General features: G+C 67.7%; 20 protein-coding genes and 1 other RNA gene. 5 read left to right on the top strand and 16 right to left on the bottom strand.

Features of this window, described 5'->3' with window-relative positions; genetic code table 11:
* Nucleotides 1-26: 26 nt before the first annotated feature.
* From BLO63_RS13525 to murD, 6 genes are all read right to left on the bottom strand, one after another.
* A complete protein-coding gene (locus BLO63_RS13525) occupies nucleotides 27-947 on the bottom strand; it encodes a D-alanine--D-alanine ligase (RefSeq protein ID WP_091441497.1) in 921 nt (306 codons plus the stop codon).
* A 35-nt stretch (nucleotides 948-982) separates the two neighbouring features.
* Nucleotides 983-1,903 (bottom strand): UDP-N-acetylmuramate dehydrogenase, encoded by a 921-nt coding sequence (gene murB, locus BLO63_RS13520; RefSeq protein ID WP_091441494.1) that lies wholly within the window; start codon nucleotides 1,901-1,903, stop codon nucleotides 983-985.
* On the bottom strand, nucleotides 1,900-3,309 hold the full coding sequence (gene murC, locus BLO63_RS13515) for a UDP-N-acetylmuramate--L-alanine ligase (RefSeq protein ID WP_091441492.1): 1,410 nt from the start codon (nucleotides 3,307-3,309) through the stop codon (nucleotides 1,900-1,902). The genes murB and murC overlap by 4 nt, the downstream gene beginning before the upstream one ends.
* Before the next feature lie 126 nt (nucleotides 3,310-3,435).
* Nucleotides 3,436-4,548, bottom strand: coding sequence for an undecaprenyldiphospho-muramoylpentapeptide beta-N-acetylglucosaminyltransferase (gene murG, locus BLO63_RS13510; RefSeq protein ID WP_244517871.1), 1,113 nt, complete (start codon nucleotides 4,546-4,548; stop codon nucleotides 3,436-3,438).
* A gap of 8 nt (nucleotides 4,549-4,556) precedes the next feature.
* Nucleotides 4,557-5,729: a putative lipid II flippase FtsW gene (gene ftsW / locus BLO63_RS13505; protein WP_091441490.1), complete on the bottom strand. Its 1,173-nt coding sequence runs from the start codon at nucleotides 5,727-5,729 to the stop codon at nucleotides 4,557-4,559.
* 77 nt (nucleotides 5,730-5,806) lie between these two features.
* Nucleotides 5,807-7,195: a UDP-N-acetylmuramoyl-L-alanine--D-glutamate ligase gene (murD, locus tag BLO63_RS13500; RefSeq protein WP_091442083.1), complete on the bottom strand. Its 1,389-nt coding sequence runs from the start codon at nucleotides 7,193-7,195 to the stop codon at nucleotides 5,807-5,809.
* 131 nt (nucleotides 7,196-7,326) lie between these two features.
* Between murD and BLO63_RS13495 the strand changes: the two genes are divergently transcribed.
* Nucleotides 7,327-8,223, top strand: coding sequence for an MBL fold metallo-hydrolase (locus tag BLO63_RS13495; RefSeq protein ID WP_091441488.1), 897 nt, complete (start codon nucleotides 7,327-7,329; stop codon nucleotides 8,221-8,223).
* 106 nt (nucleotides 8,224-8,329) lie between these two features.
* Here BLO63_RS13495 and BLO63_RS13490 read toward each other — a convergent pair whose 3' ends face one another.
* The 8 genes from BLO63_RS13490 to BLO63_RS13455 all read right to left on the bottom strand — a co-directional run bounded on the left by BLO63_RS13490 (nucleotide 8,330) and on the right by BLO63_RS13455 (nucleotide 18,763).
* Nucleotides 8,330-10,324 carry a BCCT family transporter gene (locus BLO63_RS13490; RefSeq protein WP_091441485.1) on the bottom strand — a complete coding sequence of 665 codons (1,995 nt, stop codon included), beginning with the start codon at nucleotides 10,322-10,324 and terminating at the stop codon, nucleotides 8,330-8,332.
* Between the two features lie 361 nt (nucleotides 10,325-10,685).
* The gene (mraY, locus tag BLO63_RS13485) at nucleotides 10,686-11,771 is read right to left on the bottom strand and encodes a phospho-N-acetylmuramoyl-pentapeptide-transferase (RefSeq protein WP_091441483.1); all 1,086 of its coding nucleotides are present in this window, start codon (nucleotides 11,769-11,771) and stop codon (nucleotides 10,686-10,688) included.
* A 95-nt stretch (nucleotides 11,772-11,866) separates the two neighbouring features.
* Nucleotides 11,867-13,315 carry a UDP-N-acetylmuramoylalanyl-D-glutamyl-2,6-diaminopimelate--D-alanyl-D-alanine ligase gene (locus BLO63_RS13480; protein WP_091441481.1) on the bottom strand — a complete coding sequence of 483 codons (1,449 nt, stop codon included), beginning with the start codon at nucleotides 13,313-13,315 and terminating at the stop codon, nucleotides 11,867-11,869.
* Between the two features lie 4 nt (nucleotides 13,316-13,319).
* Nucleotides 13,320-14,807, bottom strand: coding sequence for a UDP-N-acetylmuramoyl-L-alanyl-D-glutamate--2,6-diaminopimelate ligase (locus tag BLO63_RS13475; RefSeq protein WP_244517870.1), 1,488 nt, complete (start codon nucleotides 14,805-14,807; stop codon nucleotides 13,320-13,322).
* Between the two features lie 39 nt (nucleotides 14,808-14,846).
* Nucleotides 14,847-16,631, bottom strand: a complete 1,785-nt coding sequence (locus BLO63_RS13470) for a peptidoglycan D,D-transpeptidase FtsI family protein (protein ID WP_091441478.1) — start codon at nucleotides 16,629-16,631, stop codon at nucleotides 14,847-14,849.
* Nucleotides 16,632-16,646: 15 nt separating this feature from the next.
* The gene (ftsL, locus tag BLO63_RS13465; protein WP_091441475.1) at nucleotides 16,647-17,240 is read right to left on the bottom strand and encodes a cell division protein FtsL; all 594 of its coding nucleotides are present in this window, start codon (nucleotides 17,238-17,240) and stop codon (nucleotides 16,647-16,649) included.
* A gap of 9 nt (nucleotides 17,241-17,249) precedes the next feature.
* Nucleotides 17,250-18,287, bottom strand: a complete 1,038-nt coding sequence (gene rsmH / locus BLO63_RS13460) for a 16S rRNA (cytosine(1402)-N(4))-methyltransferase RsmH (RefSeq protein ID WP_205409333.1) — start codon at nucleotides 18,285-18,287, stop codon at nucleotides 17,250-17,252.
* The gene (locus tag BLO63_RS13455) at nucleotides 18,284-18,763 is read right to left on the bottom strand and encodes a division/cell wall cluster transcriptional repressor MraZ (RefSeq protein ID WP_091441470.1); all 480 of its coding nucleotides are present in this window, start codon (nucleotides 18,761-18,763) and stop codon (nucleotides 18,284-18,286) included. The genes rsmH and BLO63_RS13455 overlap by 4 nt, the downstream gene beginning before the upstream one ends.
* Before the next feature lie 293 nt (nucleotides 18,764-19,056).
* Here BLO63_RS13455 and BLO63_RS13450 point away from each other — a divergent pair, with 293 nt between their 5' ends.
* The 4 genes from BLO63_RS13450 to dapB all read left to right on the top strand — a co-directional run bounded on the left by BLO63_RS13450 (nucleotide 19,057) and on the right by dapB (nucleotide 22,023).
* Nucleotides 19,057-19,866, top strand: coding sequence for an N-acetylmuramoyl-L-alanine amidase (locus tag BLO63_RS13450; RefSeq protein WP_091441467.1), 810 nt, complete (start codon nucleotides 19,057-19,059; stop codon nucleotides 19,864-19,866).
* Between the two features lie 392 nt (nucleotides 19,867-20,258).
* A complete protein-coding gene (locus BLO63_RS13445; protein WP_244517869.1) occupies nucleotides 20,259-20,624 on the top strand; it encodes a lytic transglycosylase domain-containing protein in 366 nt (121 codons plus the stop codon).
* Between the two features lie 129 nt (nucleotides 20,625-20,753).
* An RNA gene (rnpB, locus tag BLO63_RS13440) (RNase P RNA component class A) lies at nucleotides 20,754-21,132 on the top strand.
* Nucleotides 21,133-21,213: 81 nt separating this feature from the next.
* Entirely contained in the window at nucleotides 21,214-22,023 is an 810-nt protein-coding gene (gene dapB / locus BLO63_RS13435) for a 4-hydroxy-tetrahydrodipicolinate reductase (RefSeq protein WP_091441464.1), read from the top strand.
* A 13-nt stretch (nucleotides 22,024-22,036) separates the two neighbouring features.
* Here the strand turns inward: dapB and BLO63_RS13430 are convergent, their stop codons facing one another.
* The gene (locus tag BLO63_RS13430; RefSeq protein WP_091441460.1) at nucleotides 22,037-23,359 is read right to left on the bottom strand and encodes an extensin-like domain-containing protein; all 1,323 of its coding nucleotides are present in this window, start codon (nucleotides 23,357-23,359) and stop codon (nucleotides 22,037-22,039) included.
* Between the two features lie 162 nt (nucleotides 23,360-23,521).
* On the bottom strand, nucleotides 23,522-23,616 hold a 95-nt coding region (locus tag BLO63_RS20975), incomplete at its 5' end, for an NAD(P)(+) transhydrogenase (Re/Si-specific) subunit beta (RefSeq protein ID WP_143007076.1).

Raw genomic sequence — 23,616 nt, 5'->3', positions numbered from 1 at the left:
CTTGCCCGCCGGCGTCTGCCGCGGGGTCAGCGATCGAGCGAAGCGTCCTCCACCATCCATCGTACTAGCTCACCGAACGAATGGCCCTCATGGGCTGCCAATTCGGGCACAAGCGACGTCTCGGTCATTCCGGGCTGCGTATTGACCTCCAGACAGACAAGACCGGATTCATCCCCGGCCTGGTCGTCGTAGCGGAAGTCCGTCCTGCTGATGCCCCGACAGCCGAGCGCGCGATGCGCCCTGACCGCTAACATCCGCGCCTTTTGGTAAATATTCGGTAAAATTTGGGCCGGCAGAATGTGGCGGGATCCGCCCGGAGCGTATTTTGCCTCGTAATCGTAGAACTTTAGGTCCGACTGGATTTCGATGACTCCGAGCGCGTGATCGCCCATTACGGCGCAGGTCAGCTCCAGGCCGGGGATATAGCGCTCCGCGAGAACGTCCTCGCCGAATCCCCAGTCGACGCGATTCAGCTCCTGTGGCGGGTGCTCCTGGTCCTCGCGGACGATGAACACCCCGACCGAGGAGCCCCCGGTATTCGGCTTGAGCACATAGGGGCGCGGCAGCACATGTTCGCGCGCGGCCTCGGCACGCGACACCATGCGCCCCTCGGGCACGGGGATGCCATGGGCGGCGAGGATGATCTTGGCCTGCGTCTTGTCCATGGCCAGCGCCGAGGCCAGCACGCCGGAATGGGTGTAGGGAATGCGCAGGACCTCCAGAATGCCCTGGATCGTGCCGTCCTCGCCCGGCCGGCCATGCAGCACGTTCAGCGCCACGTCGGGCTTGAGCGCGCTCAGCACCTGCGCGATGTCGCGCCCCACATCGACACGGGTGACGCGGTAGCCGACGCTTTCCGCCGCCTTCGCGCACGCTTCGCCCGACCACAGCGACACCTGCCGCTCCGGCGACCAGCCGCCCATCAGGACGGCGACATGCTTGCCCATCGTCTTCTCCTCGGCGGCCGATGAGGCCGCATCGCTCAGGCGGGAAGGCCGATACGCTTGATCTCCCATTCCAGCTCGACGCCGGACTGGTCCTTCACGCGCCGGCGAACCTCTTCGCCGAGCCCCTCGATGTCGGCGGCGGTGGCGCCGCCGGTGTTGATCAGGAAATTGCAGTGCAGCGTCGACATCTGCGCGCCGCCACGGGTCAGACCCCGGCAGCCGGCCGCGTCGATCAGCTGCCAAGCTTTCTGGCCCGGCGGGTTCTTGAAGGTGGAGCCGCCGGTCTTCTCGCGAATCGGCTGGCTGGCCTCCCGCGCCGCGGTGATTCGGTCCATCTCGGCGAGGATCGCTGCGCTCTCGCCCGGCCGCCCCTGAAACAGCGCGCTGGTAAAGATCATGTCGGCGGGCGCCTGCGAATGCCGATAGCTGAAGCCGAAATCGGCGTTGGCAAAGCAGCGAATCGTGCCCGCACGATCGACGCCGCGCGCCTCGATCAGCGCGTCCTTCGTCTCCCCGCCATGCGCCCCGGCATTCATCCGCAACGCCCCGCCAATCCCGCCGGGAATGCCGCGATAGAAGGCCAGCCCGTCAATCCCCGCTTCCGCCGCCGCGCGGGCCAGCTTCACGTCCGGCACCGCCGCGCCGACGCGCAGCCGGTGCTCTTCCTCGATCGCGATCTCGCCGAAGCCGCGCCCCAGCCGCACCACCACGCCCGGCAAGCCGCCGTCGCGCACGATGAGGTTGGAGCCGAGGCCGATCACCGTCACCGGGATCTCGGCCGGCAGGCCGGCGAGGAAGCTGGCGAGGTCGTCCTCGTCGGCGGGGGTGAACAGCAGCTGCGCCGGGCCGCCGACGCGGAACCAGGTCAGTTCGGCCAGGGACTGGTTGGCGATCAGCCGCCCGCGCAGATCCGGCAGACGGGCGGCGATCTCGGACGTAAGGTCGGGAAAGGTCACGCCGCCGGCTCCCCGCCGAGCTGCTCGGGCAGCGCATAAGCCCATTGGGTGATGTTGCCGGCGCCAAGGCACACGACATAGTCGCCCGGCTTCATCAGCCCCTTGACCAGCCCGGCCAGCGCCTCCGGCCCCTTCAGCGCCGCCACCGAGCGGTGGCCGCGCGCGCGCAGCGCCTCGACCAGATGGTCGCGGTCAATGCCGGGGATCGGCGGCTCGCCCGCGGCGTAGACATCGGCGACGATCACATGGTCGGCGTCGTTGAAGCAGGTGGCGAACTGGTCGAACAGCGACTGCAGCCGCGTATAGCGATGCGGCTGCACGACGGCGATCACCTGTCCCTCGGTGGAAGCGCGGGCGGCGCGCAGCACGGCGGAAATCTCCACCGGGTGGTGGCCGTAATCGTCGAATATGGTGACGCCATCCACCTCGCCGGTGCGGGTGAAGCGCCGCTTCACCCCGCCGAAACCGGCCAAAGCGCTGCGAATCTGCTCATCGCTGGCGCCCAGCTCATGAGCAACCGCGATGGCGGCGGTGGCGTTCAGCGCATTGTGCTTGCCCGGCATCGGCAGGACGAGGTCGCGCAATTCGTGCACCACCGCTCCTGTACGGTCGCGGAACAGCACACCGAAGCGGCACAGCCCGCCGCGCAGGTCGACATCGACGATCCGCACATCCGCCTGCGGGTTCTCGCCATAGGTGATGACCCGCCGGTCCTCGACATGGCCGACGAGGTCCTGCACCACCGGATGATCGGTGCACATGACGGCGAAGCCATAGAAGGGCAGGTTGTCGATGAAGCTGCGGAACGCCGCCTGCACCGCCTCGAAGGTCTTGAAGTGGTCGAGATGCTCGGGGTCGATATTGGTGACGATGGCCACCTCGACCGGCAGCTTGAGGAAGGTGCCGTCGCTCTCGTCCGCCTCCACCACCATCCATTCGCCATCGCCCAGGCGCGCATTGGTGCCATAGGCGTTGATGATGCCGCCGTTGATCACGGTCGGGTCGAAGCCGCCGGCGTCGAGCAGGGTGGCGACCAGCGAGGTCGTGGTGGTCTTGCCATGGGTGCCGGCGATGGCGACGCAGCTCTTCAGCCGCATCAGCTCGGCCAACATCTCCGCCCGGCGCACCACCGGCAGGCGCTTGGCGCGGGCGGCGACGAGCTCAGGATTGTCGCGGCGGATCGCGGTGGACACCACCAGCACCTCGGCGCCGTCGATGTTCGCGGCCGCATGGCCGATCAGCACCTTGATGCCCTTTTCGGCGAGGCGCTTCACATTAGCGCTCTCGGCGACGTCGGAGCCCTGCACCGTGTAGCCGAGATTGTGCAGCACTTCGGCGATGCCGCTCATGCCGATGCCGCCAATGCCGACAAAATGGATGGGGCCGAGAGAGAGCGGGAGCTTCATACGATCTTCCTTCCGCCCGCGCGCGCGGCGGGCGTGCTTAGCCGGCGCGCAGGAATAGACGAGCGCGCCGCCCCCGTCACCGGGCCTTTGGTCGGGGAAACTTGGGCGCTGGCGCCGCGCGCGGTTCTAGACATGGATCTTACCGATTTCGAGCACGAGCGCAGCGAGGCGCTCGGCCGCGTCCGCGCGGCCCATGGCGCGGGCGGCGGTGGCCATCGCCTCCAGCCGGCTGGGCTCGCTGGCGAGGCGGGCGACCGCCGCGGCAAAGCTCTCGGGGGTGAAGTGGCTTTGCGGCATCACCACCGCCCCACCACCGTTGGCCAGTGCGGTAGCGTTGGCGAGCTGGTCCTGGTCCAGCGCCCCAGGCAGAGGGATGAGGATGGAGGGCCGGCCGATCACGCCCAGTTCCGCCACCGTCATCGCGCCCGAACGGGAAATGACGAGATGAGACCCTGCGATGCGCGCCGGTAAATCGGCAAAGAACGGCGCGACCTCCGCGCTGACGCCGAGGCGGGTATAGGTGGCGCGCACAGAATCGACATCTTCCGGCCGCGCCTGCTGCACGAGGCGCAGCCGCGCGCGCAGGGCTGGGTCGAGCAAGGCGACACCCGCCGGCACCACCTCGCTCATCACCCGCGCGCCCTGGCTGCCGCCGGTCACGAGCAGATGCAACGGCCCGCCCGGTTCCGGCGGCGCGAAGGGGATGGCAGCGGCGGCGATCACCGCCGGGCGCACGGGGTTGCCGGTGTGGTGCGCCTTGGCGGCGAGGGCGGGCCTGCCGGCGCAGATGTCGGGATAGCCCGAGGCGATGGCGGTGACGCGGGCGGCGAGCAGCGTGTTCGCCCGCCCCATTACCGCATTGGCCTCGTGGATCAGCGTCGGCAGGCCGGCATAATGGGCGGCGAGGATCGGTGGCAGGGTGGGATAGCCGCCGAAGCCGACGACGATGGCCGGCTTCATGGAGCGCATCAGGCGGAAGCCTTTCACGAAGCCGAGCCCCAGCGTCAGCGCGGTGCGCGCCAGCGCGACGGGTGAGCGCCCGCGCACCGTCTCCGCCGGCAGCACATGCAGCCGGCGCGCCGGAAAATGCCCGGCATAGCGGGCGGCGCGCGAATCGGTGACGAGATCGACGTCGATGCTGCGCGCGGCCAGCACGCCGGCCAGCGCCTCGGCCGGGAAGAGATGGCCGCCAGTGCCGCCGGCGGCGAGCATGACGAGCGGACGGGGCGCGGAGGTCATGTCGATCCTCACGCCGGGCGCGGCATCGGCGCGCCAAGCCGTGTGCCGAGCCGTTCCAGCTCAGCCAGCGTCGCGGTGCGCGGGCGACGGCGTGTCAGGGCGAGCAGCATGCCCATGCCATAGGCCAGCGACAGTAGCGAGGAGCCGCCATAGGAGACGAAGGGCAGCGTCATGCCCTTAGCCGGCATCATGTGCAGGTTGACCATCATGTTAATGCAGGACTGCAACCCGAACAGCATAGCGAGGCCGGCGGTGGCGAAGCGCACGAACGGGTCTTCGTCGTTCAGCGCCCGGGAGAGCGCGCGCAGCACAATGAAGGCGAACAGGCCGGCAATCATCAGGCACAGCACGGCGCCGAACTCCTCGCCCGCCACCGCGAAGATGAAGTCGGTGTGGCCGTCCGGCAGCACCTTCTTGAAGCTGCCCTCCCCCGGCCCCTGCCCCAGCCAGCCGCCATTGAGGAAGGAGTTGATCGACAGGTCGATCTGGTAGGTGTCGCCGGAATCCGGATTCATGAAGCGATCGATACGCTGGGTGACATGCGGCACCGTCTTGTAGGCGATGAACAGGCCCGACGCGCCGATTCCGGCGAGGCCCACCACCCAGACAATGCGCAGCCCGGCCAGGAAGAACAGGCCGCCCCACACCAGCGACACCAGCATGGTCTGGCCGAAATCCGGCTGCATCACCAGCGGCGTCACCACCATGCCGAGCAGGCCGATGGCGAGGAACTGGCCCGGCATTTCCGGCCGCCGCACGCTCTCCGAGAACAGCCAGGCGGCAATGATGACGAAGCTGGGCTTGAGGAATTCAGAGGGCTGCACGGTGACACTGGCAATGTTGAGCCAGCGCCGCGCCCCCTTCACCTCCGGCCCGATCACCAGCGTGGCGCAGACCAGGGCGAGGAAGAACAGGAACAGCACCAGCGCGATGCGCCGGATGTTGCGCGGCGACAGGAACGAGGTGGCGAGCAGGATGATAAGCGCCGGCACCAGGAACATCACCTGCCGGTTCACGAAGTGGAACGGGTCGGGAATGCCGATGCGCGCCGCCACCGGCGGGCTCGCCGCCAGCGCCAGCACGATGCCAATGATCATCAAGGCGGCGAGAGCGCCGAGCAGCAGCCGGTCTATGGTCCACCACCACTCGCCGACGACCGTCCTTTCGGCACGCGATATCATGTACGCCACTCCGGGAAACAGGTTCCCGGAGTATCGGACGGTTAAGGTTGACGCCCGCTTAATGCCGGCGCGCTTGCTCAGACAACCGGCAGCGCATTGACGAGATCGCGGAAGGCATCGCCGCGCACCTCGAAATTGCGGTACTGGTCGAAGCTGGCGCAGGCGGGTGACAGCAGCACCACCGGATGCGCAAGCCCCGACGACGCCGCGTCGTCTCCGGCGCGCGCCACCGCAATGTCGAGCGTCCCGCACATCTCGAACGGCACCGCCTCGCCCAGCGTGCCGGCGAAAGCCTCGGCGGCGACGCCGATCAGGTAGGCCTTACGCACGCGCGGAAAGAAGGGCCGCAGCGGCTCGATACCGCCTTCCTTCGGCTTGCCGCCGGCGATCCAGAAAATGTCGTCGAACGAGGTCAGCGCCCGCTCGGCCGCATCGGCATTCGTCGCCTTGGAATCATTGACGAACAACACCTTGCCGAGGGTACGCACCTGCTCCATCCGGTGCGCGAGGCCGGGGAAACTCGCCATGCCGGCGGCGATCACCTCCGGCGCGAGCCCCAGCGCCCGGGCGGCCGCGAAGGCGGCGGCGGCGTTCTGCGCGTTGTGAGCGCCGCGCAGCGAGCCGATGCCGGCCAGCTTCAGGGTAAACACCCGCACGCCCTTTTCCGCCACGGCGAGGTCGGTGCCGTCGAGAAAGACGCCGTCATCGAGCGCCTCTCGCACCGAGATTCGCACGACGTTCTTGCCTGCCGCCTCGGCCCGCTCCGCAACGGCACACGACCACTCGTCATCGACACCCACCACCGCCGTGCCGCCAGCTTCGACGCCAGCGATCAGCCGTTCCTTCACCGCCGCATAGTTCTCCATCGAGCCATGCCGGTCGATGTGATCGGGTGACAGGTTCAGCAGGAGGCCGACCGCCGGATCGAGGCTGGGGGCAAGGTCGATCTGGTAGGAGGAGCACTCGATCACGTAGACGCGGCCGGCTTTGGGCGGTTCGAGGCCGAGAATCGCCGGGCCGAAATTGCCGCCGATCTGCACGTCGCGCCCGCCGACCTTGAGGAGATGAGCCAGCAGCGCCGTCGTGGTGGACTTGCCATTGGTGCCGGTGATCGCGGCAAACGCCGGCCGGCGCACGGCGCGCCGCCGCTCGCGGCAGAACAGTTCGATGTCGCCGATGATCTCCACCCCGGCCTCCTGCGCCCTCCTCACCGTCCAGTGCGGCTCGGGATGGGTGAGTGGTACCCCCGGCGCCAGCACCAGTGCGGCAAAGCCGGACCAGTCGGCCGCGCTAAGGTCGCCGGTCGGGATGCCCTCAGCCGCTGCTTTTTCCACCGAGGCGGGCGAATCATCCCATGCCGTCACAGCAGCCCCGCCGGCGAGGAGCGCCCGCGCGGTGGCGAGGCCCGACCCGCCGAGCCCGAACAGGGCGACGGCGCGGTCCTTCAGGGAGGAAACGGGAATCATGGCGAGCAACCTTGGAAACGGCACCCGGGAAAGGGCTGGGCGGGCGCCTCTCGCTAGCGCATTTCGCCCACCGATGAAATGATCGACGCTCGACACGACAGCATTTCCGCCCCCCAGCCTGAGAGCTTGCCATGTCCGCCCCCGCCCTGCTTCCCCTCGGCTCGACGATGCGGGTCCTGCGACCGCATCCCAACATCTACGCCTTCTACGATGGGCGGATCGACGGGGCGCGGGCGCATTCGCCGGCGCCGAACTGGCTGGACGACGGGGCCTATGCACTCGGCGTCTGCGTCTATGCAGTGGTGGATGGGAGCGAGGCGCTGCTCTACGACACCCATATCTCGATCCCGCACGCGCAGTTCATGCGCCGGACGCTGGAAGAGGCCGGCATCACCTCCTTCCGCGTGGTGCTCAGCCACTGGCATGACGACCATGTCGCCGGCAATGCCGTTTTCGCCACCGACGAGATCATCGCGCTGGACCGCACCGAGCGGACGCTCGCCGCCAACCGGGTGGCACTGGAGAATGGCGACCCGCCGATCTTCCCGCTTGTCATGCCCAACAAGATCATCACCGGCCCGACCGAACTCGCCGTCGGTCGTCTCACCGTGAAGCTGGAGCCGGCGGAGATTCACAGCCATGACGGGCTGATCCTGCTACTGCCCGAGCTCGGCCTCATGCTGGCCGGCGACACGCTGGAGGAGCCGATCACCTATGTCGGCGAGCCCGAGCGCTTGCCAGTCCATGTCGAGGAGCTCAAGCGCATCCGGGAATGGGGCTATGCCCGCATCCTGCCCAATCATGGCGCGCCTGATGTGATCGCCGCCGGCGGTTATGGCCCCGAACTGATCGATGCCACCATCCGCTATCTGAACAAACTGCTGCACACCCGCATCGACATGGCGCTGGCCGACCAGGACCTGTCCACCTTCATCGCCGGCGACCTCGCCTCGGGCACGCTCAGCTATTTCGCGCCCTATGAAGCGGTCCACGCCAACAATGTGAAGAAGGTGCTGGCACTGCCCTGAGCGGTGGCGATGCTCGCCGCAAGCCCAGCGCGCTCAGTACGCGCCGGTTTGTCAAAGGTGGTCCGGGAGACGGCAGCCCGATCCGCCGCGCCCGGGCCCGCGGGCGCTAGCCGTCGCGCTCGTGCCCGGGCGCGGCATGCACGAGTTGCGTCTCGGGCAGATCCACGAGGTTGAGATAGCGCTCGAACTGAACCAGCACGTCGGTGATGAGCTGGTCGCGCGCCATCCCCATCACGTCATAGCCGCGCCCGCCGCTGGAGAAGTAGGTCCGCGCCTCGTAGCGATATTCGGGCTTCCCGGCCCCCGCCGCCATAAAGGTCGGCAGGCGGTGCGCGACGGCGCTGACGCCATAGACGAAGTCGCGCACGTTCTCCGCCGGCGAGCGCAGCGCCACGGCACCGTTTTCCTCTTCGTGGACCTGCGCGACACGGCCTCGGCTGCTCAACTCCTGCGCAACCTGCTCGAGGGCGGGACGCACTTCACCACCGATGAAATGTGCCACCTCGCGCTCGGTCGGCGCATGGAGAATCAGGGCGAGCCGCCGCTGCCAGGTGACACCGGAAGCTGGTGCGCTGGGCACGGAGAACGACTGGGCGGCATGCACCCGCTGCTGGGCAATGTCTGCCCGCATGCCCTTAAACAGCGCCCAGACCAGCGCCAGCATAACGAAGGTGAAAGGCAGCGCGCTCGCGATGGTGGCCGATTGGAGCGCCCCCAGCCCGCCTGCCAGCAGCAGGCAGGCCGCCACCGTTCCTTCGAGCACACACCAGAACACGCGCTGGCCGGTGGTGGTCTGCGTCTCGCCGCCGGCGGCGATGGAGTCGACAACGAGCGAGCCGGAATCGGACGAGGTGACGAAGAATACCGCGATCAGGATGATGGCGAGGGTTGAGGTGACAACAGGGAGCGGCAGGTATTCGAAGAACCGGAACAGCCCGACCGAGACATCCGCCGCCACCGCCTTGCCGAGATCGCCGGCGGCAATGCCGGTGTCGATGAAGATTGCTGTGTTGCCGAAGACGGTCATCCAGAAAAAGGTGAAGCCGGCGGGGATGAACAGCACCGCGACCACGAACTCGCGCACCGTGCGCCCGCGGGAGATGCGGGCAATGAACATGCCGACGAAGGGCGACCAGGAGATCCACCACGCCCAGTAGAACAGTGTCCAGCCATCGATCCACGGCGTCGGTTCATAGGCATAGATGTTGAAGGTGCGGAGCACGAGGGTGTCGAGATAGAGCCCGATATTCTGCACGAAGTCACGGAACAGCATCGCGGTCGGGCCGACGACCAGAACAAACAGCATCAGCAGGATGGCAACGACGAGATTGATCTCGGAGAGAATCCGTACGCCCTTGTCGAGGCCCGTGACCACCGAAGCCGTGGCCAAGCCGGTAATGACAGCGATCAGCGCCAACTGTACCCAGGGCTCGATGGGTAGGCCGGTCAGGTAGTTCAGCCCCGCATTGATCTGGCTGACGCCAAGGCCGAGCGAGGTGGCGATGCCGAACATGGTGCCGACGATGGCGAAAATATCGACGGCGTGGCCGATCGGCCCGTTGATGCGCTCTTTCAGAAGCGGATAGAGGCCGGAACGGATGGTCAGGGGCAGATTGTAGCGATAGCCGAAATAGGCCAGCGAGAGGCCGACGACGGCATAGATCGCCCAGGCGTGAATCCCCCAGTGGAAGAACGTCACGGACATCGCCTCGCGCATCGCCGCGATCGAACGCGGTTCGGCGGTGGGAGGCTGCATGAAGTGAGTTATCGGCTCGCCCACGGCGTAAAACATCAAGCCGATACCCATGCCCGCCGCGAACAGCATGGCGATCCAGGACGAGAAGCGGAAATCCGGCGTGGAATCGTCCGGTCCCAATTTGAGCCCGCCGAACCTTCCCAGACACAGCAACAGGACCGAGGCGAGGAAAATCCCGACCGACAGCAGGTAAAGCCAGCCAAACCCCGCAAGTATCTTTGCCTGCAGCGTGCCAAATATCGCGCTGGCCTGTTCCGGCATGATGATGCCAATGGCGAGAAACACGAAAATGACGCCAACCGACCCGAAAAAGACAGGCGGATTGATAATAAAGGGCTTGAACATTTGGTGCTCCTTCTACGCCACAACCGTGACGGAGCCGTATCGAGACGAAACCGGTGAGCCTCATTTAATCAAATGTCGCGCCTCGACGCACATCCCGCCATCCACAGGCCCGAAAGGTCACACCCGAGCGTCGCTTCGCAGGGCCCGCACCATATGAAAGAGCGGCGGAGCCGGGGCTGTGGAATGTCCCGTCGACGCTCTATCTGCCACTCCGGCACCGCGTCCACATGACTGGCGCCGCCATGCCCTGCTCCGCCGGGCTCCGGAGGAAAAAGGCCGATTACGCGACGCTGGCGGGCGGTGGACAGGCGCCAACCCGCGTTCAGTTTTCGCCGAGGCTAGTTCGGCCCGGGAGGGAAGCTCAGCGCAGCTTCAGCGTCGACAGCCCGATCAGCGCTAGCACAACGGCAATGATCCAGAAGCGGATGACGATCTGCGGCTCGGTCCAGCCCTTCTGCTCGAAATGGTGGTGGATTGGCGCCATCTTGAACACGCGCTTGCCGGTGAGCTTGAACGAGGCGACCTGCACGATGACCGACACCGCCTCCAGCACGAACAGGCCGCCGATCACCGCCAGCACGATCTCGTGCTTGGTGGCCACCGCGATGGTGCCGAGCAGGCCGCCCAGCGCCAGCGAGCCGGTGTCGCCCATGAAGATCTGCGCCGGCGGAGCGTTGAACCACAGGAAGCCGATGCCGGCCCCGATGATGGCCCCGCAGATCACCGCCAGTTCGCCGACGCCGGCGACGTAGTGGATTTGCAGATAGTCGGCGAACAGCACGTTGCCGGAGAGATAGGAGATCATCCCGAAGCTGGCAGCGGCCACCATGACTGGGACGATGGCGAGGCCGTCGAGGCCGTCGGTCAGGTTCACCGCATTGCCGGCGCCGACGATGACGAAGGCGCCGAGGATCACGAAGAACCAGCCGAGATCGAGCAGAAGGTCCTTGAAGAACGGGAAGGCCAGCGAGGAGGACAGCGGATCCCGCCCCACATGCATGATCACCACGGCCGCAGTGCCCGCGATCAGCGCTTCGATGGCGAGGCGCGTCCGACCGGACAGGCCGTTGTGGGTCTGCTTCGTCACCTTCAGATAGTCGTCATAGAAGCCGATGAGCCCGAAGCCGATGGTGACGAAAAGCACCACCCAGACATAGGGATTGGACAGGTTGCCCCACAGCAGGGTCGCCACCATGAGCCCGGAGAAGATCATCAGCCCGCCCATGGTGGGCGTGCCCTTCTTGGTCAGCAAGTGCGACTGCGGCCCGTCGGTGCGGATCGGCTGGCCCTTTCCCTGCTTCAGCCGCAGCATGGCGATGATGGCCGGGCCGAACATGAAGACGAAGAGCAGCGCGGTGATGATCGCCCCGCCGGTGCGGAAGGTGATGTAGCGGAAGACGTTAACCGCCGGGACGCTTCCCTGGAATTCGGCGAGCCATTGCAGCATGGAGGATCAACCTTCGGGTGGGCAGGGCGACAGGCCGGCGCGCCGCTGCGGGCGGCAGGGCTTGCCCGGAATCGGGAAGAAGTGACCGGCGCGGCTCATTCCGACGTTTCCGCCGCTTCCGCAAGGCGTGCGGCGGGAAAACGCTCGGCCAGGGCGCGCACCAATGGGCCCATGCGGCTGCCATTGGAGCCCTTGACCATGATCACGTCGCCGCCACGCAGCCGCTCCGCCACCAGCGGCAGCAGCGCGGCCGAATCCGGCGCCCAGGCGCCCCGGCGGCTCTCGGGCAGTGCCTCCCACAGCGCCCGCATCAGCGGGCCGGCGCAGAAGATGAGATCGGCACAAGCAGTCGCCGGGGCCAGTTCGCGGTGCATCGCCTCCCCCGCGCTCCCCAGTTCCAGCATGTCGCCGAGCACCGCAATCCGCCGCCCGCGCCCGGCCGCCGGCGTCGTGCCGAGCACGGCCAGCGCGGCGCGCATCGAGGCGGTGTTGGCGTTGTAGCTCTCGTCGATAAGGAGAGCCTCGCCGCCCTTTACCGCCAGTACCGTCCGCACGCCGCGACCCGGCGGCGGACCGAGCGCCGACAGCGCGAGCGCCGCTAGGCACAAATCCGCCCCCGCCAGTTTGGCGGCAGCGAGCACGGCGAGCGCGTTCTGCACGATATGGCGCCCCGGAAGCCCGACCTTGAAGCTGACGCTCTCACCCATGATATCGGCAATGGCCGTCGACATGTCGGGCTTGAGCTTGACGCAGGAAAGCCGGGCATCGGCCCCCTCCGACTCGCCGAAGCCGATGATGGTAGTGATGCCCGCTGCCCGTGCCGCCGCCGCGAGCCGCTCGAAATGCGGGTTGTCACGGTTGAGCACCGCAGCTCCGCCCGGCTCGACACCGGTGAAGATCTCGGCCTTGGCGTCGGCGATGGCCTCGACGCTGTCGAATTGGGCGATGTGCACCGGCTCGATAGTGGTGATGATGGCCACATGCGGGCGGACCATGGCCACCAGCGGGGTAATCTCGCCGGCATGGTTCATGCCCAGCTCGAACACGCCATAGGCACTCGCCTCCGGCATGCGGGCGAGCGAGAGCGGCACGCCCCAGTGATTATTGTAGGAGGCCGCCGAGGCATGGGTCGGGCCATCCGCGCCAAGCGCCAGCGCCAGCGCCTCCTTGGTCGTGGTCTTTCCGACCGAGCCGGTGACGCCGATGATGCGGGCACTGGTGCGGGCACGGGCGGCGCGGCCCGTGGCCTCCAGCGCGCCGAGCACATCATCCACGGCCAGCAGGCCCGCACCGTCCGGCATCTCGCCGACGCGCCCGCGCTCCACCACGCTAAGCGCCGCGCCGCGCTCATGGGCGGTCGCCACATAGGCGTGGCCGTCACTGTTCTCGCCGCGAATGGCAAAGAAGACGTCGCCCGGCTGCAAGGTACGGGTGTCGATGGAAATGCCGCCAATGGCGCCGGCGGGCGGGCCCGTCAGCGTGCCGCCGGTCGCCAACGCGAGCGCGTCCGGGGCCCAAAGCGGCGAAGCGGCGGCCAAACCCATGCGGTCATCTCCCGAGAAGGCCGGCCGCGACGTCGCGGTCGGAGAATGGCAATGTTCGGTCGCCGATAATCTGGCCGGTTTCGTGACCCTTGCCGGCGATCAGCACCACATCCCCCGGCCCGGCCAGGGTAATGGCGGCAGCGATCGCCTCCGCGCGGTCGCCGATCTCGCGCGCCCCGGCGGCACTGGCGAGGATGGCGGCACGGATGGAAGCAGGGTCCTCGCCGCGCGGATTGTCGTCGGTGACGATGACGATGTCGGCCTTCGCGGCCGCGATCGCCCCCATGATCGGGCGCTTGCCACGGTCGCGGTCGCCGCCGCAGCCGAAGACGACGATCAGCCGCCCACTCGCATAGGGGCGCAGCGCATCGAGCGCGTTGGCGAGCGCGTCGGGCTTGTGGGCATAGTCGACGAACACGCCGGCGCCGTCCCTGGTGCCGACGAGTTCCAGCCGGCCGGGAACCCCATCCAGCGTCTCCAGCAGCGGCAGCACCTCGCCCGCCGGGGAGCCGGTGAGCAGGACGAGGCCGGCGGCGACCAGCGCGTTGCAGGCCTGGAAGGCGCCGACGAGCGGGAGTGTCAATGTCTGGCGTCGGCCTTTGATCTCGACCTCCAGGCGCTGCCCGAGCCCCTCATCGGCGCGCGCCAGCAGCGCGATGCCTGCCCCGGCGACGCCGATGCCGAGCACGTTCAGCTCATGCTCGGCCGCCATCTGTGCGACATGGCTGCCTTCGGTGGTATCGATCCACACCGCCGCCCCTCCGCCACGCGGCACGAGATCGCGGAACAGCCGCATCTTGGCGTCGAGATACGCCTCCATGTCAGGGTGATAGTCGAGATGGTCGCGCGAGAGATTGGTGAAACCGCCTGCCTTCAACCGCACCCCGTCGAGACGGTGCTGGTCCAGCCCGTGCGAGGAGGCCTCCAGGCACAGATGCGTCACTCCCTGCTCGGCCAGCGCGTGCAGGGTACGGTGCAACTCGATCGGGTCGGGCGTGGTCAGCGTGCCATAAACAGCGCCCGAGGGCGCCACAACGCCAAGCGTACCGAGGCTGGCGGCGGAAAAGCCGAGGCCCTGCCAGATCTGACGGGTGAAGGCAGCAACCGACGTCTTGCCCGAGGTGCCGGTGACGGCGGCAATGGTTTCGGGCTGGCGCGGAAACGCCCGCGCGGCGGCCAGCGCCACCGCGCGTCGCGCATTGCCGACGCGCACGTAAGAGATGGCGGGGTCGAGCCAGCTGGGCCGCTCAGCCTCGGCCACCACAGCAACAGCACCGCGCCCTATGGCGTCAACCGCATGAACGAGACCGTCTGTCTTCGCCCCGGAGAGCGCGAAGAACACGTCGCCCGCCCGCACGCTGCGGCTGTCGAGCGAGGGCTCGCCGACGGCAAGCTCGGGCTCGGCGCCGGCATAGTCGGCATCCTCGCCGATCAGGCCCCTCAATGTGAGGCGACGGGCGCAGTCGACGGTGGGTCGCATCCGATCAGGCATTGGCGTCGTCCTGCGCGCCGCACCCGGCGCTCTTTCACATCACTGCGCGCGCGCCAGCGTGGTGTTGGCGAGCAGGCTTTCGGCCGGCGGCACGTCCGTGCGCGGCATGATTCCGAGCATCGGCCCGATGCGGGAAATGATCTTGCCTGTCGTTGGCGCGGCGTTCCAGCCGGCCGTGGCATAGCCATAGGTTCCCTCGACCGCCTGCGGCTCGTCCAGCATCACCAGTACGAGGTATTGCGGGTTGTCCATCGGGAAGACGCCGGTGAAGGTGGTGAGCAGCTTGGTCTTCGAGTAGCGCCCATTGATCACCTTCTCCGCCGTGCCGGTCTTGCCGCCGGCATAGAAGCCGGGAACGTTGACCTTCTTGGCCGAACCCTTCTCGGCGTTGAGGCGCAGCAGATAGCGCATCTGGGCGCTCGTCTTCGGGCTGATTACCGGCGTGCCGGCCGCCAGCGCTTCCTCGCGCGAACGCTTGAGAAAGGTCGGGGGAATGAGGTAGCCGCCATTCACCAGAGCGTTCACCGCCATCACCGCCTGCAACGGCGCCACCGCTAGGCCGTGGCCGAAGGCGATGGTGGCGGTGTTCACCTCGCCCCAGCGCTTGGGCACGATCGGCATGGCGCTCTCGGGCAGCTCGGTGCGCAGGCGATCAAGCTGCCCCGTCTTGGCCAGAAACGCCTTGTGCGCGTCGACGCCCAGCGACAGAGCCATCTTGGCCGTACCGATATTGGACGAGAACAGGAACACTTCGGGGAGCGTCAGCACGCGGTTCTCGGCGTGGTAGTCGCTGATCCGGAACCGACCGAAGCTCAGCGCCCCACGCGCATCCAGCGTCGAGTTGATGGTGTAGCGGCCGCTGTCCAGCGCCATGGCGAAGGTCAGCGCCTTGAAGGTCGAGCCCATTTCGAACACGCCGGTGGTCAGGCGGTTGAGGTTCTTCGGATCGAGCGAGCGGGCGGGGTCGTTGGCGTCGAAATCCGGCAGCGAGGCCATGGCGACGATCTCGCCGGTGCGCACATCGACCACCGTGCCGGCGGCGGCGATGGCCTTGAACTTCTCCTTGGCCGCGAAGAGCTCGTCGCGCAGCACGTGCTGGACGCGCAGATCGAGCGCCAGTTCTACCGGCTCTTGTTGCCGGTCTGAGGCGAAGCCGGCGAGGTGCAGGTCGGCCAGGCCGCGGGTGTCGACCCATTTCTCGATGCCGGCAATGCCCTGGTTGTCGATATTGGTGGAGCCGAGCACGTGCGCCCCGAGCGTGCCGCCGGGATAGACGCGGCGGTTCTCGGTCATGAAGCCGATGCCGGGCAGGCCGAGATTGTGGATCTCGCGCTGCTGCTGCGGAGTGATATCGCGCCGAAGCCAGATGAAGCCGCGATCGGTGGAGAGCCGCTGACGCAGTTCGTTGGCGTCGAGATCGGGCAGCACCGCGGTGAGCGCCTCTACCGCCTCGTCGACATCGATCAGCCGGCGCGGCTCGCCATAGAGCGAGGCCGACTTCACATCGGTGGCCAGTACCAACCCGTTGCGATCGACAATGTCCGGCCGTGCCGAAGCCACCGCATCGGTGGACACAATCCGGCGCGCCACCGCACCCTCGGGCGCCGAGGCGAGAACGGCGAGGCGGCCGGCAATGGCAAGATAGGCCCCGGCGAATACCAGCATGCATAGCACGATGCGCGCCCGCGCCACCGCATGGGCTTCAGGCCGGCCGCGCCCAAAGGCGGCGCGCACAATGGCGAGCAGGCCGCGCAGAAGGCTTCTGGGCAGGCGCAGCAGGCGTTGGCCCATCGGGGCGGCGGAAATCTTGGGCATGCGGGTCATGGTGCCACCTCGGGATTACTGGCCGACATCGCCGGGGGGAAGCAGTGGCGCGGCCGCTGCTGGATTGAGCGGCGCGCCGAGAACGCCCTGCGGCCCGGTGGGGCTGCGGCGCGGCGTGCCCATGGTGCCGGCCGGCGGCATGGCCGAGAGCGGCAGGGGTTCGGCGGAGAAAGGCTGCTCGGGCAGCGGTGCGTCGTCGGGGAGCCGAGCGACCGGAGTGGTGCGCGCCGGCTTGGCCGGCTTGGGCGCGGCGGCTTCCGGCGCCGGCGGGTTCAATGACGGGCCGTCCACCAGCGCCTCGATCATGCCGCTCAGCCCGTCGCCGCCCGCATCCGGCTTGGCGGGAAGGCTGGCGAGCCGGTCCATATGGGCGACATCGAGCGGCCGCATGTCGAGATGCCGTTCCGCCAGCGCCTGGACGCGATCGGGCGCGGTACGGCGGGCCCATTCGGCATGCAGAATGGCGATGCGGTCACGCTCGCTGCGGATTTCCGTCCGCAGCTTCGAGATTTCCTGCGCCTCGAAGGCAGAGGAATACTTGACATGGTAGACCGTGCCGGCGGCGGCGAGCAGCGCGATGACCGAGACGGCATTGAAGATGCGGAACATGTCTCGACCTCAGCGGCGGCGGTGGGCGTCAAGGACGGGCAGAGGCGGCAGCAGCGATCCGAGATCGCCATAGGGATGGGCCGGCGCCGTGGTGCGGGCGGCCGCGCGCAGCTTGGCCGAGCGCGCCCGGGGATTGGCGGCGCGCTCCTCCTCGCCGGCCTCCACCGCACCACGCGCCAGCAGCGTAAAGCTCGGCGCCGCGCCGGCCACGGCCGGCAGATGGCGCGAGCCGGAGGCGACCTTGGAGCGGTTGGCAAGGAAGTTCTTGACGATGCGGTCCTCCAGCGAGTGGAAGGTCACTACGACCAGCCGCCCGCCAGGCTTGAGGATGCGCTCGGCGGCCGCGAGCGCGCGGGCGAGTTCACCCAGTTCATCATTCACCGCGATACGCAGCGCCTGGAAGGTGCGGGTGGAGGGATGGGGTTCGTGCGGCTTGGCCCATACCACCTTGGCGACAATATCGGCGAGCTGCAGCGTGCGCTCGATCGGCGCCTCGGCCCGCGCCGCGAGGATGGCCTTGGCGACGGCACGGGAATGGCGCTCCTCGCCGAAGCGATAGACGAGATTGGCCAGTTCAGTCTCGGAGAGCTTCGCCACAAGGTCGGCGGCGGAGGGCCCGTCCTGCGACATCCGCATGTCGAGCGGCCCGTCCCGACGGAAGGAAAAGCCGCGCTCGCCCTCATCGATCTGCATGGAGGACACGCCGATATCAAGCACGACGCCATCGACCAGCGTTTCACCGGCCGCCTGCGCCACCGCGTCGAGCGCGCTGAAGCGCTCGGGCACCAGCGTCAGCCGCCCGCCGAATTCGGCAACAAGTGCCTGCCCGTCGCGGATGGCGTTGGGATCACGGTCAATGGCGATCGCACGGCAGTCCGCCGCATCGAGAATGGCGCGCGTGTAGCCGCCGGCGCCGAAGGTGCCGTCGACATAGACGCCGCCCGGCTGCGGGGCGAGATAGTCGAGAACCTCGGTCAGCAGGACAGGCAGATGACGGGCCGGTCCGCCGGCAGCGTCCGTCTCCGAACCGCCGCGACCCGCCATCATGCCCCATCGGCGCGGGAATCCCGCGTCGCCCCCTGAGAGCCGATCTCCTGCTTCAGCGCGCGCACTTTGGCAGTGGCCTCCGCCAGATGCGCCCGGAAGCGATCGGGCTCCCAGATTCGAAAATGATCCCCGAGGCCGACAAGCACGGCCTCGTCCTTGATGTGCGCATGGGCCTTGAGCCCCTCGCCAAGCATCACGCGGCCCTCCGGATCGAGTTTCACCATCTCGATCGCCCCGTAGAGCGCGCCCGCCAGTTCCTCCCGCGCATCCGAAAAGGGCGGATAGCGCGCGATCAGGGCGTCGATCCCCGCCATCAATTGCACGCCCCCCGCCTGCAGGGCGGGACGATCGAGTGCCGGATGGCAGTACAGATGTTCCAGCCCGTCCCGCGCGAGAAGCGCGCGGTACGGCGCCGGGATCGACATCCGGCCCTTGGAATCGAGCCGCATCGGATAGGTCGATACGAAACGTTCCATCGGCTCGGTACGCCCCTACGTAAACACGCCCCGCAGCGGCGTCCGCAACCCGCAAAAAATGCCGGACGACAGGCGCCGGAAAGGCGCCATCGGCATTGCTTACGCGGTACTGCAACGGGATGATTTGGGATACCATGGGACACGATGGGCGTCAATGGAATGACCGTTGCGAATCCACCTCCTGTGAAGGGTTCACAAGGGTGATTCCGCCGCGATCGGCATCTCGCGATTAACGCCCCATGAACCTTAAGAATCTGTTGAATCACCCGCGTGTCGGGATTAGCTGCTGCGCGATGAGCGACACCGACGCCCCCTTTCCGCCCGACTCGCCGCTGGTTGCGCAGGTGCTGCCCTCGCCGAACCATGGCCCGCGCCTCGGCGTCGCCCGGCCGAACATGCTGCTGCTGCACTATACGGGCATGGAATCGACCACCGAGGCGGTCGACTGGCTTCGAGCACCCGAGCGGCAGGTCTCCGCGCATTATGTCGTGCTGGAGAATGGCCGCATCCTGCAGCTGGTGCCCGAAGCTCGCCGCGCCTGGCATGCGGGGGCCGGCTTCTGGGCCGGGGCCACCGACATCAATTCGCATTCCATCGGCATCGAGATCGCCAATCCCGGGCATGATTTCGGCTACCCGCCCTTCCCCGCCATCCAGGTCGAGGCCGTCACCGCGCTGGCCAAGGACATTCTCTCGCGCCAGCCGATCCCGCCCGATCGGGTGCTCGCCCATTCCGACGTCGCGCCCCTGCGCAAGAACGACCCGGGCGAGAAATTCCCCTGGGAGGTGCTGCACCGCTTCGGCGTCGGCCATCTGGTGGAGGAAGCACCGCCGAGCGACGGGCGCTTTTTCATGCGCGGCGAGCATGGCCAGCCGATAGAGGCGCTGCAGGCCATGCTCGCCTTCTATGGCTATGGCGTGCCGGTAAACGGGACGTTCTGCGAAACAACAGAGGCTGTTGTCCGGGCCTTCCAGCGCCATTTTCGCCGCGCCCGGATTGACGGCGTCGCTGATGTCTCGACGCTGGCGACGCTCTACGCACTCTGCGCCGCCCGTCCGGCGGCGAGCGGCGACGGGGCCGAGACCACCTCCGATTCCGCCTGAAATAGCGGCATGGCTATAATATTTGCGCAGCGCGACAGGATGCTGCGCGTGTCGCCCCTTTGGCGCAAGCATCGTTCACGTTCGCTGCGATTGCACCACATTGCACGGTATTGATGCCCGGTTGCGGCTGAGGCACGTTTCGATTGCGGCCCCACTCGTGCGTTAAACGTCACATTCGCAACAGATTTTATTGGCTTTTCCCGGCCGTCGCAACCGGATGAAAAGGCCTTCGCCGCGTAATGAACGTTTCCAATCTCCTATCTGCTTCCCTCACCGCCGCTATATTCATCACCTGTTCAACGAATTTCGTCAACGCAAAATCAATATTCGAGCGCCCCACGTCCAATTCCCCTGGCATTTCTGAATTAAACGTTTCTGCCGTCGAAGATAAATTGGTCGCGCTGGTCGACCGCGAAGCCCGTGCCAATGGCATCCCGGTCGCCCTCGCCCGCGCCGTGGTGCGCATCGAGAGCAACTGGAAACCCAACGTCACCGGCCGCGCCGGCGAGGTCGGGCTCATGCAGATCAAGCACCAGACCGCGCGCGGAGTTGGCTATAAGGGCTCCCGTGCGAAGCTCTATGAACCCGCCACCAACATCCGCTGGGGCATGCGCTATCTCGCCGGCGCCTATCGCCTCGCCGGCGGCGACACCTGTGGCACCGTGATGCGCTATCAGGGCGGGCATGGCGCCAAGCGCATGTCCTCGGCGGCGCGCAGCTATTGCAGCAAGGCCCGCACCATCATGGCCTCGAATTGACACGACCTCTCGGCGTGCACCTGCGGCAGGGGCCACGAACCGCGTCGTCCCCAGCCGCTGCTGCGCCCGGCGGTCCATCCGCCCTCCCCGCACTTGACGCGGCCACGCGCCTCGCCCATTGCTGCGCCGCCAGCCGGCCGGACGGCCGCGTCATCGCAAGATGCCGAGGAAAGTCCGGGCTCCACGGAGACACGGTGCCGGATAACGTCCGGCGGGGGCGACCCTAGGGAAAGTGCCACAGAAATCAGACCGCCACGGGTTCGCCCGCGGTAAGGGTGAAACGGTGCGGTAAGAGCGCACCGCGCGTCCGGCAACGGAGGCGGCACGGCAAACCCCACCGGGAGCAAAGTCGTATAGGGGTGGCACGAAGCTTCGCTTCAGGTCCCGTCTTCGGACAGCCGCCCGGGTTGACTGCTTGAGGCGCCAAGCAATTGGCGTCCCAGAGGAATGGCCGTCACGTGGGAGAAATCCCGCCATACAAAACCCGGCTTATAGGCCGGCTGGCACCCATTTACCCCGCGCGCCAATTGGCGCCGTCCCCGGGGCTTGCTACGGCTACGCTCTCCGTCAGGAACCAAGGAGCCCCGCCATGGCGATCCGCATCCTCCTCGCCGGCGCCACCGGCTGGGTCGGCCGCGCCCTCGCGCCCGCCATTGCCGCCGCACCGGATCTCGAACTGGTCGCCGCCGTCGCCCGCTCGCAGGCCGGCAAGGACTTGGGCATCGCGCTCGGCGGCGCAGCGAGCGGGGTCCCGGTCTTCGCCAGCGTGACCGAAGCTCTCGCCGTTCCTGCCGACGTACTGATCGACTACACCAAGCCCGGCGTGGTGAAGGCCAATGCCCGCGCGGCGCTGGAAGCCGGGCTCGCCGTGGTCATCGGCACATCGGGGCTGGGTGCCGCCGACTATGCCGAACTCGACGAGGTGGCGCGGGCGCATGAAGCCGGCCTGCTGGCGGCCGGCAATTTCTCCATCACCGCCACTTTGCTCAAGCGCTTCACGCTGGAGGCGGCGAAATATGTCGCCGATGTCGAACTCATCGACTACGCCTCTGCCGGAAAGCCGGATGCCCCTTCCGGCACCGGCCGCGAACTCGCCGAGGCCCTGGCCGGCGTCCGCCAACCAGCGACCTCGCGCCCTGTTGCCGAGGTGGTCGGCGTGCCCGAGACACGCGGCGGCGCCTTTGGCGAGGGAGCGCGCGAGGTGCGGGTGCGCGCGCTACGCCTGCCGTCCTTCGTACTGGGGGTGGAGGCGATTTTCGGCGCCCCGGACGAGCGGTTGACGATCCGCCACGACGCCGGCTCCTCGGCCGCTCCCTATGTCGCTGGCACGCTGCTCGCTGCCCGCAAGGTGCAGGGCTGGGTCGGGGTGAAGCGCGGCCTCGACACGCTGCTCGACTGACGTCCGCTAAGGTTCAGTCCGTACCCGCCTCGGCGCCCACGCCGGGAATTGGGCTGGCGAACTCGCGCTCGGTGGTGAAGGAGCGGACATTGCCGGTCGACGTTGTGGGTGTCGTGTCGAGCCCCAGCCATTTCGCCAGCGGGATGCTGCCGGGCGGCAGGAGACCGGGCGGCCGCGTCCGGGCCGGTGCGGCCGGGGCCGGTGGCGCGGCGGGCGGATAGGCCTGCGCCGGGTAGGTCCGAGCGGGATATCCCTGTGGGGCCGGCGCGCCGGGGGTAGGATCCGGTGCGTAGCCGCCATTGGCGTAGGGATCGACCGCCGGCGGTGTCAGCACCATCGGCTCACCCACACCCCCCATGGGGACGCGCCCCGTCGCCGGATAGGCCGAAGCCGCAGGATAGACAGGAGCGGGCGCCGCCGGATAGGCGGAAGCCGGCACCGTCCGCGCGACCGCCGGGCGGGACGGCGCAAGAGGCGCTGGAGCGAGAGGCGCGGATGCGCTGGCCTCGACGTCATACCCCTCCTGCTCGGCGCCTTCCGGCCCGTAATTCTCCACCGGCTCGGCGGCACCGGGCACCGCGGAGATCGGTCCGCCCTGCCACGCGGCGCCATAGGGTGGAGCCTTGTAGGCCGGCGCCTTGTAGACCGGCAGGCGCGGCGGAATCGGTCGCTGCGCCAGAGGCTTACAGGTGGAATTTCCGGAGGCGCGGCGCATCAGGTCGATGTGGATATGATCGTAGTGGTAGATGTTCGAGCCGGGCGCCAGCACGACGCTGAACCGCTCGCACGCATCGGCCTGCACGGTGCGCAGGAATCCGCGCGCATCGGCGCTGCCCTTCCAGTCCTTCTTGACCGAAATCTCGCGCCCGTTGGCCAACACGAAGCCGGCAATGTCGAGACCGTTGCCGAAGGCGTGCTCGGAGATCTTGCCCGTCTTCGCGCCGTTCATCCGCCGGCAGGAATAGGACGACATCTGCTTCATCTTCACCACCGGCTGGCCGAACCAGGCCATGGCGGCGGGCTGCACGTCCTGCGTCACCCATTGGTCGACGGCCGAGGTCATCGGGCAAGCCAGCGTCGCGCGCGGGCTAACCTCAACAGATCCCTCGGAGAAAGCCGTGATGCGGAAGGCATGGTCCATGCCGCAGGTGCCGGCGCCGTTGATCGCCCGATCCGCGACGATGAAGGCGGAGGGCTTGACCCGGCCCTCCGCCAGACACCGTTCCTCGGCCTCCGAGCGCCAGGGTTCGCGCTGTTCATACAGCCCGAACTTGCAGCCGGAGAGCCCCAGGAGGACGAGCGGGGCTACGAAAAACCAGGATACGCCGCGCGTCATGGGCAGACGCTAGCCGCTCTTGGTTGACAGCCGGTTAAGCCCGCAGGCCGCTGGTGCGGAAAGACAAAAAAGCCGGGCGTTGGCCCGGCCTTTCTGCGCTGCGAGGGGTCGAACCCGGTTCGATCAGGAGGACGATCGGGCCGATTGGCCCGATCCGCCCCCTCAATGGTTGAGGTTCTTCACAATGTCCTCGACCATCTTCTTGGCGTCGGCGAACAGCATCATCGTGTTGTCGCGGAAGAACAGCTCGTTCTCCA

It is taken from the genome of Ancylobacter rudongensis, assembly GCF_900100155.1.
In the GTDB taxonomy this organism is placed as follows: domain Bacteria; phylum Pseudomonadota; class Alphaproteobacteria; order Rhizobiales; family Xanthobacteraceae; genus Ancylobacter; species Ancylobacter rudongensis.
The sequence above is the reverse complement of the archived record's forward strand: the minus strand, read 5'-3'. Positions and strand labels throughout refer to the sequence as shown.

Excerpts from the sequence above, each read along its gene's own strand:
- BLO63_RS13525 (WP_091441497.1), bottom strand. The coding sequence starts at position 947 with ATGGGCAAGCATGTCGCCGTCCTGATGGGCGGCTGGTCGCCGGAGCGG.
- murC (WP_091441492.1), bottom strand. The coding sequence starts at position 3,309 with ATGAAGCTCCCGCTCTCTCTCGGCCCCATCCATTTTGTCGGCATTGGC.
- murG (WP_244517871.1), bottom strand. The coding sequence starts at position 4,548 with ATGACCTCCGCGCCCCGTCCGCTCGTCATGCTCGCCGCCGGCGGCACT.
- ftsW (WP_091441490.1), bottom strand. The coding sequence starts at position 5,729 with ATGATATCGCGTGCCGAAAGGACGGTCGTCGGCGAGTGGTGGTGGACC.
- murD (WP_091442083.1), bottom strand. The coding sequence starts at position 7,195 with ATGATTCCCGTTTCCTCCCTGAAGGACCGCGCCGTCGCCCTGTTCGGG.
- BLO63_RS13495 (WP_091441488.1), top strand. The coding sequence starts at position 7,327 with ATGTCCGCCCCCGCCCTGCTTCCCCTCGGCTCGACGATGCGGGTCCTG.
- BLO63_RS13490 (WP_091441485.1), bottom strand. The coding sequence starts at position 10,324 with ATGTTCAAGCCCTTTATTATCAATCCGCCTGTCTTTTTCGGGTCGGTT.
- mraY (WP_091441483.1), bottom strand. The coding sequence starts at position 11,771 with ATGCTGCAATGGCTCGCCGAATTCCAGGGAAGCGTCCCGGCGGTTAAC.
- BLO63_RS13480 (WP_091441481.1), bottom strand. The coding sequence starts at position 13,315 with ATGGGTTTGGCCGCCGCTTCGCCGCTTTGGGCCCCGGACGCGCTCGCG.
- BLO63_RS13475 (WP_244517870.1), bottom strand. The coding sequence starts at position 14,807 with ATGCCTGATCGGATGCGACCCACCGTCGACTGCGCCCGTCGCCTCACA.
- BLO63_RS13470 (WP_091441478.1), bottom strand. The coding sequence starts at position 16,631 with ATGACCCGCATGCCCAAGATTTCCGCCGCCCCGATGGGCCAACGCCTG.
- ftsL (WP_091441475.1), bottom strand. The coding sequence starts at position 17,240 with ATGTTCCGCATCTTCAATGCCGTCTCGGTCATCGCGCTGCTCGCCGCC.
- rsmH (WP_205409333.1), bottom strand. The coding sequence starts at position 18,287 with ATGATGGCGGGTCGCGGCGGTTCGGAGACGGACGCTGCCGGCGGACCG.
- BLO63_RS13455 (WP_091441470.1), bottom strand. The coding sequence starts at position 18,763 with ATGGAACGTTTCGTATCGACCTATCCGATGCGGCTCGATTCCAAGGGC.
- BLO63_RS13450 (WP_091441467.1), top strand. The coding sequence starts at position 19,057 with ATGAGCGACACCGACGCCCCCTTTCCGCCCGACTCGCCGCTGGTTGCG.
- dapB (WP_091441464.1), top strand. The coding sequence starts at position 21,214 with ATGGCGATCCGCATCCTCCTCGCCGGCGCCACCGGCTGGGTCGGCCGC.
- BLO63_RS13430 (WP_091441460.1), bottom strand. The coding sequence starts at position 23,359 with ATGACGCGCGGCGTATCCTGGTTTTTCGTAGCCCCGCTCGTCCTCCTG.